This is a genomic window from Mesorhizobium hunchu, from assembly GCF_040081975.1.
Classification (GTDB): domain Bacteria; phylum Pseudomonadota; class Alphaproteobacteria; order Rhizobiales; family Rhizobiaceae; genus Mesorhizobium; species Mesorhizobium hunchu.
In genome coordinates this window covers 212641-230229 of the sequence record NZ_JBEBMG010000001.1, presented here as the reverse complement: position 1 = coordinate 230229, position 17589 = coordinate 212641, and the positions used below count along the sequence as shown (strand labels likewise).

Genomic DNA, 17589 nt, shown 5'->3' with positions numbered 1-17589 from the left:
TCCGGATTTTGCGACCGTGGTTTGACGGCAGACGAAGAAAAATAACGATTGAATTTTCCGCCTTTCAGGCCGCCATCACCAACCGGGAGAAGTAACATGGCCGAAAAGATCACCGCGCTCGACCTGCCGGCAGCCGAGTTGAGCGATGCCACGAAAGCCTATTTCGTCAAATGCGAGGAAAAGCTCGGCCTGGTGCCGAATGTGCTTCTCTCCTACGCCTTCGACGAGAAGAAGCTGCGCGCCTTCACCGACACCTACAACGACCTGATGCTGGGCGACTCCGGCCTCTCCAAGCTGGAGCGCGAGATGATCGCGGTCGCGGTCTCGTCGATCAACCATTGCTATTATTGCCTGACCGCGCATGGCGCGGCGGTGCGGCAATTGTCCGGCGATCCGGCGCTCGGCGAGATGATGGTGATGAACTGGCGTGCGGCGGCGCTGTCGCCGCGTCAAACGGCGATGCTGGAATTCGCCTGTAAGCTGACCGAGCAGCCGGCCAAGATGGTCGAGGCCGACCGCCAGGCCCTGCGCGATGCTGGTTTCTCCGACCGCGACATCTGGGACATCGCCGCCACCGCCGCCTTCTTCAACATGTCGAACCGATTGGCGGCCGCCATCGACATGCGGCCGAACGACGAGTATCGCGCGATGGCGCGCTAGCACCGGCGCTGCCGGCTGGATCAGCCGTTACGCGGTAGGCCGTCTCGGGCCGAGCGCGGCGACCGGCACCTGCCGGTGGCAGGCCATGCCTGGCGCGGTCCTGTAAGGATGGAGGATCGGTTTCCGCCATCGCCGGGCCAGTGCTACTTGCGTTGCACAATTGCCTGAGTACATGACTGTGATGTCATGAAGCCAGGTCCTCTTGTCATCCTCGTCATCGATGAGAATCGCATCCGCGCCGCGATCATCGAGGCGGGGTTGCGAGAGGCAGGCCACGAGGATGTGACTGTCGTGCATGATGTCGCCGGCATCGCGCGGCGCATCGCCGAGATCGGGCCGGATGTCATCTTCATCGATCTGGAGAACCCGAACCGCGACATGCTGGAGAGCATGTTCCAACTCTCGCGCGCCGTGAAGCGCCCGATCGCGATGTTCGTCGACCGGGCTGATACGGCGTCGATCGAGGCCGCGGTCGACGCGGGCGTGTCGGCCTATGTGGTCGACGGCCTGCGCAAGGAGCGCGTGAAGCCGATCCTCCAGATGGCGATCAGCCGGTTCAATGCTTTCTCGCGCATGGCGCGCGAGCTGGAGGAAGCGAAGGGCGAGCTCGAGAACCGCAAGGTCGTCGATCGCGCCAAGGGCATCCTGATGAAGTCGCGCGGGCTTTCGGAGGACGAGGCCTATGCGCTGCTGCGCAAGACCGCGATGAACCAGAACCGGAAGCTGGCCGACGTGGCGCAGAGCCTGGTGACGGCGGCCGACCTGATTGGGCCAGGGGGACTCTGAGATGGCTGAACACGAGATCAGCGCCGGCTTCATACCGCTGTTCGACAGTGCCGTTCTGGTGACGGCCCGCGAGATGGGCTTCGCGGCGCGCGAGGGGATCGCCCTCAAGCTCTCGCGCGAGACGTCCTGGGCGAACATTCGCGACCGCCTCGCGATTGGCCATTTCGACGTCGCGCACATGCTGGGGCCGATGCCGCTGGCCGGCAATCTGGGGATCGCTCCGCTGGCGTCGGATACGATCGTGCCCTTTTCCCTCGGCCTCGGCGGCAATTGCGTCACCGTCTCCAACGCGGTGTGGGCCGGGATGGTCGGGCATGGCGCGCTGCCCGATCTCGATCCCTCGCGCAACGGGCGTGCCCTGCGCGCCCTGATCCGGGTGCGCGGCGCGAACGGCAGGAGCCCTCTCCGCTTCGCGGTGACGCATCCGCATTCGGGTCACAATTACGAACTGCGCTACTGGCTGGCCGGCTGTGGAATCGACCCGTCGCGGGACATCGAGATCGTCATCGTGCCGCCTCCCTTCATGCCGGACGCGCTGGCGGCGGAACAGATCGACGGCTATTGCGCCGGCGAGCCCTGGAACAGCGTTTCGGTGGTCGCGGGAACCGGACACATCGCGACCGTCAGGGCCGCGATATGGCGTAACGGCCCGGAGAAGGTGCTGGGTGTGCGCAAGGCCTGGGCGGAGCGAAGGCCGCAGGCACTGTCCGCGCTGCTGCGTGCACTTCACCATGCGGCGCGCTGGTGCCAGGATCGGGCAAACCATGCCGCGCTCACCGCATTGATGAGCCAGCCCGCGTTCCTCGGCCAGCCCGCTGCAATCCAGACGCGCGCTCTGACCGGCCGCCTGGAGGTGGGCGGCGGCGTCGAGTGCGGGGCCGACGATTTCTTCCTGCCGTTCGACAAGGCGGCCAACTTTCCCTGGAAAAGCCACGCGCTGTGGTTCTACACGCAGATGGTGCGCTGGGGCGATGTCGCGCATTGCGCCGCCAACGCGCGGATCGCGCTCGACTGCTACCGCCCCGACCTCTACCGCCTGGCGCTCAAGCCGCTCGGCGTTGCCCTGCCCGGAGCCAATGCCAAGGTCGAGGGCGCGCTGACGGTTTCCACGCCGGTCGGCTCCGCAGGCGCCAGCCTGATGCTGGGGCCGGACGGTTTCTTCGACGGACGCATCTTCGATCCGGACGCGCTCGATGCCTATATCGCGGCGCAGGCATCGGACCTCTCCTCGCAGTGATCATATTTGCGCCAGCTATCGTCCGCTGCATAGGAATTGTGCAGCGCAGCACGTGAATCTGCCGTCACGCTGATCACGGAAATCAGCAATCCGAAGGCCGGCTATTTTCCTAACCGTATGTTTCCATGAGATAATTCAAGAAGGCATGCAACTGGCACGCATCATGCTTGGATAAAAGCGAGGCCGGAAGGCCACGAAATCGGCGTCCAAAGACGGGCGCCTCCCAAGGCAAAGCTGCCGATCAGATGCCGCGACCCCGCACGGGCGAGCGCTTCTGGCCGGCAGCTTTTCTTTTTGTAGCCAACCGTTCGGCCTGGTGCCGGCCCCATCTAGAGAACGACATGAGCGACACGATCGATCCGAAGTCCAGCTTCAGCACTCCGCGCCGCGGCTTCCTGAAAGGCGCGGCCGCCGGGCTGATGGGTCCGGCGAAGCTGTCGCCGGTCACCGCCTAGGCGACGAGGGAGAAGCAGCGCATGAAGGAAAAGCTCGTCATTATCGGGAACGGCATGGCCCCGGCCGGATGCTCGAACATCTTCTGGAGGCCGTGCCAGAACGCTACCAGGTCACGATCTTCAACGCCGAACCGCGCGTCAACTACGACCGCATCATGCTGTCGCCGGTGCTGTCAGGCGAGAAGGCGTTCGAGGAGATCGTCATCCACGGCGACGGCTGGTACATCAGACACGGCATCGTGCTCTACAAGGGGCACAAGATCGTGTCCATCGACCGCGAGGCGAAGACTGTCACCTCCGACAGGGGTGTGACGGAACCCTACGACAGGCTTGTGATCGCCACCGGCTCGGTTCCCTTCATAATCCCGGTGCCCGGCAAGGATCTGCCGGGCGTGCTCTCCTACCGCGACCTCGACGACGTCAGCGCCATGCTGCTCGCCGCGCAGTCGCGCGACCGGGCGGTGGTGATCGGTGGCGGCCTGCTCGGCCTCGAAGCCGCAGCCGGCCTGAAGGAACGCGGCATGGAGGTGACGGTGCTGCACGTCATGCCGACGCTGATGGAGCGCCAGCTCGATCCGGCCGCAGGCTATCTGCTGCAGAAGGCGGTCGAGGAACGCGGTATCGCCGTCAGGACCAAGGCAAACACCCGGGCGATCGTCGGCGACGGCAGGGTCGAGGGCATCGAACTCGACACAGGCGAGGTCATTCCCGCCTCGCTGGTGGTCATGGCCGTCGGCATAAGGCCGAACGTCTGGCTGGCCAAGGAGGCTGGGCTTGAGGTCAATCGCGGCATCGTCACCGACGACCGGATGCAGACGTCCGATCCCGACATCTTCGCGCTCGGCGAATGCGTCGAGGTCGGCGGTCATGTCTACGGCCTGGTCGCCCCGCTCTACGAGATGGCGCGCGTGCTGGCGGCGAAGCTCGCGGACCGCGAGGACAGGCGTTTCGTCCATTCCGACACGCCCACGAAGCTGAAGGTCACCGGTATCGACCTCTATTCGACCGGCGATTTCGCCGACGGCGATGACCGCGAGGAGATCGTCCTGCGCGACGCCTCGGCCGGCATCTACAGGCGCGTCGTCCTGCAGGACAACAGGATCATCGGCACCGTGCTGTTCGGAGAGACGGGAGACGGCGCCTGGTTCAACGACCTGAAGAAGAAGGCGACGGACATCTCGGAGATGCGCGACACGCTGATCTTCGGCCAGGCCTTCCAGGGGAGCGGCTCCCCGGACCCTCTGGCCGCCGTTGCGGCGCTGGCGGATGATGCGGAAATCTGCGGCTGCAACGGCGTTTGCAAGGGAAAGATCGTCTCGGCCATCGCCGAAAAGGGCCTGACGTCGCTGGACGAGGTGCGCGCCCATACCAAGGCTTCCGCTTCCTGCGGCACCTGCACCGGGCTGGTCGAACAGCTCATGGCGCTGACGCTTGGCGACAATTATAATCCTGCCGCCGCGCAGCCTGTGTGTTCCTGCACCGATCTCGGCCATGACGACGTGCGCCGCCTGATCAGGGCCAAGAGACTGAAGACCATCCCGGCCGTCATGCAGGAGCTTGAGTGGAAGACCTCATGCGGCTGCGCCAAGTGCCGTCCCGCGCTCAACTACTATCTCGTCTGCGACTGGCCGGACGAATATGCCGACGACTACCAGTCGCGCTTCATCAACGAGCGCGTCCACGCGAACATCCAGAAGGACGGCACCTATTCGGTGGTGCCGCGCATGTGGGGCGGGGTGACCTCCGCCGCCGAACTGCGCGCCATCGCCGACGTGGTCGACAAGTTCGAAATCCCCACGGTGAAGGTCACCGGGGGCCAGCGCATCGACATGCTGGGCATCAGGAAGGAGGATTTGCCGTCGGTGTGGGCCGATCTCGGCAAGGCCGGCTTCGTCTCCGGCCACGCCTATGCCAAGGGATTGAGAACCGTCAAGACCTGCGTCGGCGCCGACTGGTGCCGCTTCGGCACGCAGGATTCGACCGGCCTCGGCATCCGGATCGAGAAATTCATGTGGGGATCGTGGACGCCGGCCAAGGTCAAGATGGCCGTCTCCGGCTGCCCGCGCAATTGCGCCGAGGCCACCTGCAAGGATGTCGGCGTGGTCTGCGTCGATTCCGGCTACGAGATCCATTTCGCGGGCGCGGCCGGGCTCGACATCAAGGGCACTGAGGTGCTCGGGCTGGTCAGGACCGAGGACGAGGCGCTGGAGGCGATCGTGGCGCTGGTCCAGATGTACCGCGAGCAGGCGCGCTATCTCGATCGCATCTACAAATGGGCCAATCGGGTCGGCCTCGACGAGATCCGGCGTCAGATCATGGCCGATCCTGAACGCCGCAGGGCCTATTTCGATCGCTTCGTCTTTTCGCAGCAATTCGCGCAAGTCGATCCCTGGTCGGAGCGCGTCTCGGGCCAGGACAAGCATGAGTTCCGGCCGATGGCGGTTGCCGACTTCCAACAGGCCGCGGAGTGAAGAAGATGATCTGGTTCGACATCGGCACCATCGACGACGTCCCCCGGCGCGGCGCACGCTGCGTCGCCACGCCGCAAGGCAGGATCGGTGTCTTCCGTACCCAGGACAACCGCATCTTCGCCATGGAGGATCATTGTCCGCACAAGGGCGGCCCGCTCAGCCAGGGCATCGTCCACGGCGCGTCCGTGACCTGCCCGCTGCACAACTGGGTGATTTCGCTCGAAACCGGCACGGCACTCGGCGCCGACGAGGGCTCGGTGAAGACCATTCCCGTCAAGGTCGAGGATGGCCGCATCTCGCTCGCGCTCGCATCCACGCTTCTTGCCGCGGAATGATTGCGTGCAGCCATGAAAGGTTCTAGGCCGGCAGCCGGAACAAGGACGACCTGCCCCTATTGCGGGGTCGGCTGCGGCGTGCTGGCGACAGCGGCGCAAGACGGAACGGTTTCCGTCCGCGGCGATCCCGACCACCCGGCAAATTTCGGCAAACTCTGCTCGAAGGGATCGGCGCTCGGCGAGACGCTCGGACCGGACGGCAGGCTGCTCGTTCCGGAGATCGGCGGACGGGCGGCGTCCTGGGACGAGGCGCTCGACCTGGTCGCGGACAGATTCTGTGAGACCATCGCCGCGCACGGTCCGGATTCGGTCGCCTTCTACGTTTCCGGGCAGTTGCTGACGGAGGACTATTACGTCGCCAACAAGCTGATGAAGGGTTTTATCGGTTCGGGCAACATCGACACCAACTCCCGTCTCTGCATGGCGTCGTCGGTCGCCGGCCATCGGCGCGCCTTCGGCGAAGACATCGTGCCGGGCATCTACGAGGATTTCGAGCAGGCCGACCTTGTCGTGCTGACCGGCTCCAACACCGCCTGGTGCCATCCCATCCTTTACCAGCGGATGCTGGCCGCGCGGGCGCGCCGCGGCACCAGGATCGTGGTCGTCGATCCGCGCCGCACGGCGACCGCCGAGGACGGCGACCTTCATCTGGCGATCACCCCGGGGGCGGACGTTCTGCTTTTCAATGGCCTCCTGGCGCATATGGCGCGCGCCGGCGCGGTGGATCAGGCTTTCGTCGCCGCGCGCACGAACGGCTTCCCCGACGCGCTTTCTGCCGCGCTGGCCGATGCCGCCTCCGTCGAGGACGTGGCCCGGCGCTGCGGCATCGGCCGGGACGAGCTGCACGCCTTCTACGAGCTGTTCGCCGCCACCGAGCGCACGGTCACGGTCTACAGCCAGGGCGTCAATCAATCGTCGCACGGCACCGACAAGGTCAACGCTATCATCAACTGTCATCTGGCGACGGGCCGCATCGGCCGACCCGGCATGGGGCCGTTCTCGCTCACCGGCCAGCCCAATGCGATGGGCGGGCGCGAGGTCGGCGGTCTCGCCAATCAGCTTGCAGCGCACATGGGCTTCGACCCGCCGGACGTCGATCGCGTCGCGCGCTTCTGGAATGCGCCCGACATCGCCCGCTCGCCCGGCTTGAAGGCGGTCGAGATGTTCCGCGGCGTGGGCGACGGGAGCATCAAGGCGCTCTGGATCATGGGCACGAACCCGGCCGTGTCGATGCCCGATTCGATGCGCGTGCGCGCTGCCCTGAAGGCTTGCGACTTCGTGGTCGTCTCAGACGTGACGCGCACGGACACGACGCGTTTCGCCGACGTGCTGCTGCCGGCGGCAAGTTGGGGGGAGAAGACTGGGACGGTCACCAATTCCGAGCGGCGCATTTCACGCCAGCGCGCTTTCATGTCGGCGCCGGGCATGGCGAAGGCGGACTGGCGCATCGTCAGCGACGTCGCCGGCCGTATGGGCTTCGGCGCGGCCTTCGACTATGACGGGCCGGCCGCGATCTTCCGCGAGCATGCCGCGCTGTCGGCCTTCGAGAACGAGGGCGCGCGGCTGTTCGACATCGGCGCCCTGGCCGATATAACGGACACCGGCTATGACGATCTGGATCCGCGCCGCTGGCCGGCGCGGGAGGCCGCTTCGGCGAGCGGGCGCCTTCCGGAAAACGACCGCTTCCCTACCGCCGACGGGCGCGCGCGCTTCGTCGCCGTGCGGCAGGCCGGCGTCGCCGAACCGGTCGAGGCCGAAGACTCGATCGCGCTCAACACGGGCCGCCTGCGCGACCACTGGCATACGATGACGCGGACCGGCCGCGTGCCCCGGCTGGTCTCCAACGCGCCCGAGCCCGCGATCGAGATCAATCCGGCGGATGCCGCGCGCAACGGTCTCGCGGAGGGCGACCTCGCCCGGATATCCAGCCGCTACGGCAGCGCGCGCGCAAAAGTCCGGGTGACCGATGCGCAAAAGCCGGGTCAGGCCTTCCTCCCCATGCACTGGAGCGGGCATTTCGCGGCGAATGCGGGCGCCGGACCATTGGCTACGCCGGCAACCGATGCCGTGTCCGGCCAGCCCGAGCTCAAGCATGTTCCCGTCCGTCTCCGGCGCGAGACCGTCGCCTGGGGCGGGGTCCTGATCACGGGACGCGACCTGCGTCCGACCGGCTTCGTGCATTGGAGCCGGCATGCGGTGGACGGCGGCTGGGTCTACGACCTGTGCGGCGCCGAGACGCCGGACCAGGGTGTGCTGCTGTCGCGAAGGCTCATCGAGCCACTCCAGCGCGACAGGCTGGTCGAATATACGGACCGGCGCGGAATGAACTACCGCGTTGCCGTGCTCACCGGGACCGGCGCGCTGTCCGAGGCGTTGCTCGTCGCGCCGCCGAATCAGTTGCCGCCGCGCGACTGGCTGGTTTCGCTGCTCGGCTCGCGCGCGCCGCTCTCGTCCGCCGACCGGACGGCGCTGCTGTCCGGCCGCCCGCAGACGCCGGCGCCTGCCGCCGGCCGCATCGTCTGCTCCTGCTTCAATGTCGGCGTGAACGAGATCGCTGCGGCGTCGGCGTCCGGGTGCTCCACTGTCGAGCAGATCGGCGCGCGGCTCGGCGCCGGCACGAACTGCGGCTCATGCCGCTCCGAGATCAGAAAGCTTCTCGATGAAAACCGTCTCCAGGCAGCCGGGTGAAATCGAGCCGGCGCGGATCGGCGCGCTCTCAGTGTTGCCGGTCTTCCTCGACCTGGCCGGCAAGCGCGCGGTCGTCGCGGGCGGCAGCGACGCCGCGGCCTGGAAGGCCGAGCTGCTCGCCGCGGCGGGTGCCGAGGTTCACGTCCATGCACCGTCCGGCACGCTGTCCTGCGGGATGGCGACCCTTGCAGAAAGCAAGTCGACCGTCTTCCATCAACCTTGCGAATGGACGGTAGCGTGTCTCGCCGGAGCGGCGGTCGCCGTCGCGGATGCACGGGACGACAGCGAGGCGGAGGCGTTCGAGAAGGCGGCGCGCGCTGCCGGCGTGCCGTGCAACGTCATCGACCGCCCGGTCTTCTGTCATTTCCAGTTCGGTTCCGTCGTCAACCGCTCTCCGGTCGTCGTCGGCATCTCGACGTCGGGGGCGGCTCCCATCCTCGGCCAGGCCGTCCGGCGGCGGATCGAGGCGCTGCTACCGGCCCCACTGGCTGCGTGGGCAGTGCTGGCTGGGCGTCTGCGAGGGCGGGTGATCGACGGCCTGTCGCCCGGCGCGCAACGGCGCGACTTCTGGGAACGATTCGTCGACCGCGCCTTCGGCCCCGCGCCGGACACCTCGTCGGAAGCCGTCCTCGACGATGCGATGGCGGCTGCCGCCCACGTGAAAGGTCATGGCCATGTGACCTTCGTCGGTGCGGGCCCAGGTGAAGCGGAACTGCTGACGCTGAAGGCGGTGCGCGCGCTGCAGTATGCCGACGTCATCCTGTTCGACGACCTCGTCTCCGGCGATGTCCTCGAACTCGCCCGTCGCGAGGCAAGGCGCATCCCGGTCGGCAGGCGCACCGGCCGGCCGGGTTGCAAGCAGCACGCGGTCGACGCCATGATGGTCAGCCTCGCCAGGGCGGGACGGCGCGTCGTGCGGCTCAAACCCGGCGATCCGTTGATCTTCGGCCGCACAGTCGAGGAGATCGCGCAACTGGAGCGGGCAGGCATCGGCTACGACGTCGTTCCAGGCATCACCGTCGGCATCGCGCGCGCAGTCGGAACGAACCAGGATGGCTCCGGTTCTCGATCGACGACATGGTTCGGCTCAGAAAGCGAAAAACCTTACCAGGCTGTCGCCTGCGGGGTTCCGATCGGTGTCGACCTCAGTCTTGACTGACGCCGTCTCTGGATGGCGGTCATGCCATCCCGAGGGCCGCCTTGTAGAGATCGAGGATCGATTCTTCTTCTTCACGCTCGGCCTGGTCCTTCTTGCGCAGGCGGATCAGCGTGCGGATCGCCTTGGTGTCGAAGCCGGTGCCCTTGGCCTCGGCATAGACCTCCTTGATGTCGTCGGCGATCGTCTTCTTCTCTTCCTCGAGGCGCTCGATGCGCTCGATGAAGGCGCGCAGCTGGCCGGCGGCCACGGTCTGGCTGGAAGGTTCGGTGATGTCGTCGGCCATGGGTTTCTCCATTTTTCCAGTTCCCGACTCGGGGGAATCGTCGCGTCTTGTTCGCGCGGTTCGATGCCCGACCGGGGCGGCCGGGTCAAGCGATGGAAGCGTTCCGTCCTTCATTTGCGACGGGCACCGTCGCTGGCCCATGAAATCGAGAGGGGCGTCTGCTTGACTGCAATTTGAACCGATCTAATTTGCCGCGGAATCCTGATTTTGAGAGAGATTCCGGGTCATGGATGCTTCGAGCGTCAAGGACATCGCCGTTCGCGGCCGCTGGGCCGTCGCGACGATGTTCTTCATCAACGGCTTCCTGACAGGAAGCTGGGCGCCGCAGATCCCGGTCTTCGTCAGCCGGCTCGACATTTCCAAATTCACGCTGGGGCTGCTGATCCTGCTGTTCGGCATCGGCGCGCTCACCTTCATGCCGCTGTCGGGCTACCTGATGTCCCGCTACGGCTCGCGCGCCGTGCTGCGGGGGTTCGCCAGCGTGTGCGTCTTCGGACTGCTGCTGGTCGCGCTCGCGTCCAACGTGCTGCTGGCGGCCGGCGCCATGTTCCTGTTCGGCGGGCTGATCGGCGGGATGGACGTGGCGATGAACGCCAACGCCGTCGCGGTGGAGCGGCAATTATCGCGCGCGGTGATGTCGTCGTCTCACGGCTTCTGGAGCCTGGGCGGCTTCGCCGGTGGCGGGCTCGGCGGGCTGGCGATCCAGAACTTCGGTCCTGTCGCCCATGCAGCGGGAGTGACGTTGGTGGCGCTCGTCCTGCTGCTGGCGGCGGCGCGACACCTGATCGTCGAGCGCAAGCCGGCTGCGCAGGAACATCACGGCTTCGCCCTGCCGCGCAGTGCGGGCGTCTATCTGGTCGGGCTGCTGGCGCTGCTTTCCATGATTCCGGAAGGCGCCATCCTCGATTGGTCGGCGCTCTATCTCAGGCAGGAGCTCGGCGCCGAACTCGCGACCGCGGGCCTCGCCTTCGCCTTCTTTTCAGGCGCCATGGCGCTGATGCGTTTTGCCGGCGACGGCGTGCGCAACCGGTTCGGGGCGGTGAAGACGCTTCGCCTATCCAGCCTGATCGCCGCCTGCGGCATGCTGGTGGCGGCGATTTCGCCGTGGTGGGGCCTGGGGTCGGGGCTGGCGATAGCCGCCTTCGCCTTTTGCGGCCTCGGCGTCGCCAATATGGTGCCGATCGCCTTCTCGGCCGGCGGCAATCAGCCGGGCATGGCCTCGGGCACGGGAATGAGCGTCGTCACCACCATGGGCTATTCCGGCATATTGATGGCCCCTTCGGCGATCGGCTTCGCCGCCGAGCACGTCGGCTTTTCGCCGGTTTTCGTGGCGCTGGCCGGTTTCCAGATGGTCGTGTGCCTGATGGCCGGCCTTGCACATACGGCTGATTTCGCGGCGCAGCCGGCCGAGTAACCGGCCCTTCGAACGCTCAAAGGGCGGAGCCGAAGACTCCGCCGCTTTGCCGGTTCTGGCCGCCGGTCAAATCCTGCCCATGAGCATCAGGATGAGGACGACGACGAGGATAAGGCCGACGATGCCGGACGGGCCGTAGCCCCAGGCGCGCGAATAGGGCCAACTCGGCACCGCGCCGATCAGGATCAGGATCAGGATGATGATGAGAATGGTGCTGAGCGTCATGGAATGTGCCCTCGCTTGGCGTATTGCGATGACATAACAATGCCAAAGGCGGCCCCGGGGTTCCCGGTGGCGCCTGCCGGCGAACCAATGAACGCCGCGCTCGCCTTGTCCGGGCCTTCCCCGCGCCGTTGCCCACGACAGCGGTTAAAAATTCGAAGGATCAGGCGGATTGCCGCGCCATCGCGACAATTCCCGAGGCGGAATCGGGATTTTCCGGCCGCGGCGGTTTGACATGAGGGGCAAGTTCGACAATGTCTGCCGCAGCCGACTGAAAGCCCTCCCGCAGGAAAAGAGACGTATCATGACTATCCACCAGAACCTGATCAACGGCGAATGGATCGGAGCGAACGCTTCCGACAACGTCAATCCCTCCGACACCAAGGACATCGTCGGCGCCTATGCGCAGGGCAGCGCGGATGACGTGAAGCAGGCGGTCGCGGCGGCGAAGGCCGCTTTCCCGGCGTGGTCGCGCTCCGGTATCCTCGAACGGCACGCGATCCTGAAGAAGACGTCCGACGAGATCCTCGCGCGCAAGGACGAACTCGGCACGCTGCTGGCCCGCGAGGAGGGCAAGGTGCTGGGCGAAGCGACCGGCGAGGTGATCCGCGCCGCGCAGATCTTCGACTTCTTCGCCGGCGAGACGCTGCGGCTGGCCGGCGAGATCCTGCCTTCGGCGCGGCCGAACATCGGCGTGGAGATCACCCGCGAGCCGCTCGGCGTGATCGGCATCATCACGCCGTGGAATTTCCCGATCGCGATTCCCGCCTGGAAGATCGCGCCGGCGCTTTGCTACGGCAACACCGTCGTCTTCAAGCCGGCGGACCTGGTGCCGGGCTCGGCGTGGGCGATCGTCGACATCCTGCATCGCGCCGGCCTGCCGAAGGGCGTGCTCAACCTGGTGATGGGGCGCGGCTCTGTCGTGGGGCAGGCGATGCTCGACCATCCCGACATCGCCGGCATTACCTTTACCGGCTCGACGGGCACCGGCAAGCGCGTGGCGCTGGCCTCGATCGAACATAATCGCAAGTTCCAGCTCGAGATGGGCGGCAAGAATCCGATGGTCGTGCTGGACGATGCCGACCTGACCGTCGCCGTGGAGGCGGCGGCCAATTCGGGCTTCTTCTCGACCGGCCAGCGCTGCACCGCTTCCTCGCGGCTGATCGTCACGGACGGCATCCATGATCGTTTCGTCGCGGCGCTGACGGAGAAGCTGAAGACGCTCACCATCGACAATGCGCTGAAGAAGGGGACGCATATCGGTCCGGTCGTGGACGAAAAGCAGCTCGGCCAGGACACCGACTATATCGAGATCGGCAGGAAGGAAGGCGCGAAGCTCGCCTTCGGCGGCGAGGTGCTGGAACGCGAGACCCCCGGCTTCTACCTGCAACCGGCGCTGTTCACCGAAGCGACCAACCAGATGCGCATCTCGCGCGAAGAGATCTTCGGCCCGGTCGCCTCCGTCATCCGCGTCAAGGATTACGACGAGGCGCTGGCGGTGGCCAACGACACGCCCTTCGGCCTGTCGGCCGGCATCGCCACGACCAGCCTCAAGCACGCCACGCATTTCAAACGCAACTCGGAAGCGGGCATGGTGATGGTCAATCTGCCGACTGCCGGCGTGGATTTCCACGTGCCCTTCGGCGGCCGCAAGGGGTCGTCCTACGGCCCGCGCGAACAGGGCAAATACGCCGCCGAGTTCTTCACCGTGGTGAAAACCGCCTACACGCTGGCGTAAGAAACGGCCGGTCACCCCGAGCCGGGCAGGGCGCCCGGTCGGGGGAAAGCGGCTCCGCCAGGCGGGGCGCCGCCGCGTCGCGATGTTGCGGCTCGCATGTCGGGAAAAATGGCGTCCACGGCAGGATTCGAACCTGCGACCCCAGGATTCATACCACTTCGGCTTCCGCCGCCGCCCTGGGGCGTTCGTGGTCTGGACTGTCCCTTCGCCGTGGGCCCGAAGGCCTTTAGGCGCCGCCCGTCCAGTCTCTACACCTTCCCGTTTCCGGGCTTGGCTCGGGATCGGCTGGCCAGAACGGCTTGAGCTTTCCCCGACTTTGAGCGGATTCACCGCGCCGTTTCCGGGCGCGGTGCCCAATTTCCTAGGAATCCTGTGCTCTATCCGACTGAGCTACGTGGACTTGCGATCCTCTTAGCAAGGAGCGGATGCCGCGTCACCGGATTTTTTGCTCTCTTTTCTCAAGCGGCAAGAGCCGTCTCGGCGAGCCTGACCCAATAGCTGATGCCGTGGGCAATCGCCTCGTCGTCGAAGTCGTAGGCCGGGTGATGAAGGCCGGCGCTGTCGCCGTTGCCTATGAAGATGAAGGCGCCCGGCCGGGCGTTCAGCATATAGGAGAAGTCCTCGCCGCCCATCAGCGGCGGCATGTCGCGCCGGACATTGCCGTCGCCGGCGATCCCGGCGGCGACGTCGCCGGCGAACACGGTCTCGTCCGCATGGTTGAAGGTGACCGGATAGTTGGCGTCGTAATCCACCTCGATGGCGGCGCCGAAGGTCGCCGCGACGCCGGCGCAGACGGCGTGGATACGCTTTTCGGCGTTCTGCGCCACCTCCTGCTTGAGCGTGCGCACCGTGCCGGCCAATTCGGCTGTTTCGGGAATGACGTTATAGGCGTCGCCGGCGTGGAACTTGGTGATCGACACGACCAGTGATTCGATCGGGTCCGTATTGCGCGACGCGATCGCCTGCAAGGCCGTGACCAGGTGCGAGCCGACGACGATGGGGTCGATCGTGACGTGCGGCTGGGCGGCATGGCCGCCACGGCCCTTGATGCGGATGGTGATCTCGGCCGTGGCCGCCATGATGGGGCCGGGCCTGATGGCGAAATGCCCGACCGGCAGGCCCGGCATGTTGTGCATGCCGAACACCTTGTCGATGGCGAACCGCTCCATCATGCCGTCCTTCACCATCTCGTTGCCGCCGCCGCCGCCTTCTTCCGCCGGCTGGAAGATCACCGCCACGGAGCCGGCGAAATTGCGGGTCTCGGCAAGGTATTTCGCGGCGCCGAGCAGCATGGCCGTGTGGCCGTCATGGCCGCAGGCGTGCATCTTGCCGGGGGTGGCTGAGGCATAGGGCTTGCCGGTGATCTCGGTGATCGGCAGCGCGTCCATGTCGGCGCGCAGGCCGACGGTGGCGCCGTCACCCTTGCGGCCGCGGATGATGCCAACGACGCCGGTCTTGCCGAGGCCCGTCACCACCTCGTCGCAACCGAATTCCTTCAGCTTCCCGGTCACGAAGGAAGCGGTCTCGAACACATCGAAGTTCAGTTCCGGATTGCGGTGCAGGCGACGGCGCCATTCGGCGACTTCGCCCTGCATCTCGGCCGCGCGGTTGAGGATCGGCATACTTCGACACTCTCGCTTCTTGGGGCCGGATCATGGTTCCGGACCTGCTGGTTCATTTGTGATCGGACCGTGTTTTGCCATTGTGAGGTCACATAGGCTAAATACCAGCGTGACGCCGTGGCCCGACGAGAAGGATTCGAGCCACCTTCACGGCGGCCCCGTGGCGAAATCTTACGGAGGCCGGGGCGGCTACTGCAAGAGCGATTTCGGATCATATGATGAGCCACAGGCTTTCGACCATTTTCCTTGCCGCTGCGTCGGCGCTTGTTTCCCCGCTGGTTCCGGTGCTTTCGACGGCCGCGCACGCCAATCCGACCATGCTGTTCGACCTCGACAGCGGGCGGGTCATCGAGCACGAGGAAGCATTCAAGCGCTGGTATCCGGCCTCGCTGTCCAAGCTGATGACGGCTTATGTCGCCTTCCGGGCCATCCAGGCGGGCGACGTCGCGCTCGATTCGCCGATCAAGATGACCAAGCACGCCGCCGCCGAGCCACCATCGAAGATGGGACTCAAGCCGGGAACGGTGATGCGGCTCGATACGGCGCTGGAGATGATGCTGGTGAAGTCGGCCAACGACATCGCCATGACCGTGGCGGAGAATATCGGCGGCTCGCAGGCTGCGTTCGCCGAGCGCATGAACGCCGAGGCCGCGAGGCTCGGCATGACCGGCTCGCATTTCGTCAATCCCAACGGGCTGTTCTCGCCCGAGCAGTACACGACGGCACGGGACCTCGCGCTGCTGGTGACGGCGCTGCGGCGCGACTTTCCGCAATACCAGCCGTGGTTCTCCATCGAGGGGCTGGCGTTCGGCAAGCGGACCATTCCCAACTACAATCTGCTGATCGGCCGCTATGCCGGCGCGGACGGCATGAAGACGGGCTTCGTGTGCGCCTCCGGGTTCAACCAGATCGGCTCGGCGACGCGTAACGGCCGCACGCTGGTGGCGGTGGTGCTGGGCGAGAAGAGCGCGATCAGCCGCGCCGAAGCCGCGGCGCGCCTGCTCGACGTCGGTTTCGCGGTGCCGAACGGCAGCACGACCACGATCGCGACGCTGAAGCCCTATGGCGACACGGTTTCGCCCAACGACATGCGCGACGTCGTCTGCCACAAGAAGACGGCGGCCGAGCAGTCCGAGGCACCGCCGGCCAAGGCTGCCGCGGACAAGCCCAAATCGCCCTACCAGGAAAAGCTCGCCCATCCGACGCTGGTCGCCATCAGCCTCGGCGGCGCCACCGGTCCGGTGCCAAAGGCCATGCAGGACGAGAACGGCAACGCCTTCGCGGACGTGCCCATACCCGGCTGGCGTCCCGACCTGCCGCCGCCGGCCGGATTCGAGGCGGCTTCGGCGCAGGGCGACCGGGCGGGCGGCAACTGATGGCTGCCTTTCCCATTCCCGTCACGGTGCTGACCGGCTTCCTCGGTGCGGGCAAGACGACGCTGCTCAACCGGCTGCTGAAGGACCCGGCGCTGGCCGACACTGCCGTCATCATCAACGAATACGGCGACGTCGCCATCGACCATCTCCTCGTGGAGCAGGCGTCGGACGGGATCATCCAGCTTTCGGACGGGTGCCTGTGCTGCACAGTGCGCGGCGAACTGGTCGATACGCTGGCCGATCTCGTCGATCGGCTCCAGACCGGCAGGATCGAGCGGCTGGCGCGCGTGGTCATCGAGACGACGGGCCTCGCCGACCCGGCGCCGGTCATGCAGTCGATCATGGGCCATCCGGTGCTGGTGCAGGCGTTCCGGCTGGACGGCGTCGTCACGCTGGTGGACGCCGTCAACGGCGCGGCCAATCTCGACGTTCATGTCGAGGCGCTCAAGCAGGCGGCGGTGGCCGACCGGCTGGTACTGACCAAGACGGATATTGCCGACGAAAAGACGGTGGATGCGCTGAAGGCGCGCCTGCACGACATCAATCCGGGCGCCCGCGTGCTTGAGGTCCAGGATGCCAACGTCGCCGACCTGTTCGATTGCGGGCTCTACAATCCGGCGACGAAAAGCGCGGATGTGCGCCGCTGGCTGGGCGAGGCCGAAGCGCACGCGGATCATGATCATCACGACCACGACGATCATCATCATGATCATGACGGCCACGATGGGCATGGTGGGCATGGACATGACCACCATCATCACGACGAGCGGGTAAAGACGCATTCGCTGGTGCATGATGGTCCGGTTGCCTATGCCGCGATCGAGATGTTCCTCGATCTGCTGCGCTCGGCGCATGGCGACAGGCTGTTGCGCATGAAGGGGGTAATCGAGCTGAGGGAGGACCCCTCGCGCCCGCTGGTGATCCATGGCGTACAGCGCCTTCTGCATCCGCCGGCGCGGCTGCCTGCGTGGCCGGACGACCGGCGCGGCACGCGGCTGGTGCTGATCACACTCGACATGCCGGGGGACTATGTCGCCCGCCTGTTCTCGGCGCTCACCGACAGGCCGGCCGTCGACACGCCCGATCGGGCAGCGCTGGAAAACAATCCGCTGGCCATCGCTGGGCGGTAATTTTTCTTCCTGC

General features: G+C 66.2%; 12 protein-coding genes and 2 pseudogenes. 11 read left to right on the top strand and 3 right to left on the bottom strand.

The window, feature by feature from the left end:
• Nucleotides 1-96 precede the first annotated feature (96 nt).
• The 7 genes and pseudogenes from ABMA46_RS01165 to ABMA46_RS01135 all read left to right on the top strand — a co-directional run.
• The gene (locus ABMA46_RS01165; protein ID WP_348997453.1) at nt 97-660 is read left to right on the top strand and encodes a peroxidase-related enzyme; all 564 of its coding nucleotides are present in this window, start codon (nt 97-99) and stop codon (nt 658-660) included.
• Between the two features lie 186 nt (nt 661-846).
• Nucleotides 847-1446, top strand: a complete 600-nt coding sequence (locus tag ABMA46_RS01160; RefSeq protein WP_348997452.1) for an ANTAR domain-containing response regulator — start codon at nt 847-849, stop codon at nt 1444-1446.
• 1 nt (nt 1447) lies between these two features.
• Nucleotides 1448-2683, top strand: coding sequence for a CmpA/NrtA family ABC transporter substrate-binding protein (locus tag ABMA46_RS01155; protein ID WP_348997451.1), 1236 nt, complete (start codon nt 1448-1450; stop codon nt 2681-2683).
• 476 nt (nt 2684-3159) lie between these two features.
• Nucleotides 3160-5609 (top strand): annotated as a pseudogene (nirB, locus tag ABMA46_RS01150) (nitrite reductase large subunit NirB).
• A gap of 5 nt (nt 5610-5614) precedes the next feature.
• Nucleotides 5615-5944, top strand: coding sequence for a nitrite reductase small subunit NirD (gene nirD / locus ABMA46_RS01145; protein WP_348997450.1), 330 nt, complete (start codon nt 5615-5617; stop codon nt 5942-5944).
• A gap of 12 nt (nt 5945-5956) precedes the next feature.
• Nucleotides 5957-8632, top strand: a complete 2676-nt coding sequence (locus tag ABMA46_RS01140; RefSeq protein ID WP_348997449.1) for a nitrate reductase — start codon at nt 5957-5959, stop codon at nt 8630-8632.
• Nucleotides 8604-9668, top strand: a pseudogene (locus ABMA46_RS01135) (SAM-dependent methyltransferase); the annotation flags it as partial. The gene ABMA46_RS01140 and the pseudogene ABMA46_RS01135, both read left to right, overlap by 29 nt.
• 142 nt (nt 9669-9810) lie before the next feature.
• On the opposite strand, the gene ABMA46_RS01130 reads toward ABMA46_RS01135, so the two are convergent.
• Entirely contained in the window at nt 9811-10074 is a 264-nt protein-coding gene (locus ABMA46_RS01130) for a DUF2312 domain-containing protein (RefSeq protein WP_348997447.1), read from the bottom strand.
• 226 nt (nt 10075-10300) lie between these two features.
• Between ABMA46_RS01130 and ABMA46_RS01125 the strand changes: the two genes are divergently transcribed.
• The gene (locus ABMA46_RS01125; RefSeq protein ID WP_348997446.1) at nt 10301-11488 is read left to right on the top strand and encodes an MFS transporter; all 1188 of its coding nucleotides are present in this window, start codon (nt 10301-10303) and stop codon (nt 11486-11488) included.
• Between the two features lie 66 nt (nt 11489-11554).
• Here the strand turns inward: ABMA46_RS01125 and ABMA46_RS01120 are convergent, their stop codons facing one another.
• On the bottom strand, nt 11555-11713 hold the full coding sequence (locus ABMA46_RS01120) for a DUF3309 domain-containing protein (RefSeq protein WP_348997445.1): 159 nt from the start codon (nt 11711-11713) through the stop codon (nt 11555-11557).
• A gap of 301 nt (nt 11714-12014) precedes the next feature.
• Between ABMA46_RS01120 and ABMA46_RS01115 the strand changes: the two genes are divergently transcribed.
• Nucleotides 12015-13448 (top strand): aldehyde dehydrogenase family protein, encoded by a 1434-nt coding sequence (locus ABMA46_RS01115; protein ID WP_348997444.1) that lies wholly within the window; start codon nt 12015-12017, stop codon nt 13446-13448.
• Nucleotides 13449-13906: 458 nt separating this feature from the next.
• Here the strand turns inward: ABMA46_RS01115 and ABMA46_RS01110 are convergent, their stop codons facing one another.
• Nucleotides 13907-15070 carry a M20 aminoacylase family protein gene (locus ABMA46_RS01110; protein ID WP_348997443.1) on the bottom strand — a complete coding sequence of 388 codons (1164 nt, stop codon included), beginning with the start codon at nt 15068-15070 and terminating at the stop codon, nt 13907-13909.
• A gap of 215 nt (nt 15071-15285) precedes the next feature.
• On the opposite strand from ABMA46_RS01110, the gene ABMA46_RS01105 reads away from it, so the two are divergent.
• Both ABMA46_RS01105 and ABMA46_RS01100 read left to right on the top strand, forming a co-directional pair.
• On the top strand, nt 15286-16446 hold the full coding sequence (locus tag ABMA46_RS01105; RefSeq protein ID WP_425475670.1) for a D-alanyl-D-alanine carboxypeptidase family protein: 1161 nt from the start codon (nt 15286-15288) through the stop codon (nt 16444-16446).
• Entirely contained in the window at nt 16446-17576 is a 1131-nt protein-coding gene (locus ABMA46_RS01100) for a CobW family GTP-binding protein (RefSeq protein ID WP_348997441.1), read from the top strand. Before ABMA46_RS01105 ends, ABMA46_RS01100 begins: the two co-directional genes overlap by 1 nt.
• The last annotated feature ends 13 nt before the right edge of the window (nt 17577-17589 follow it).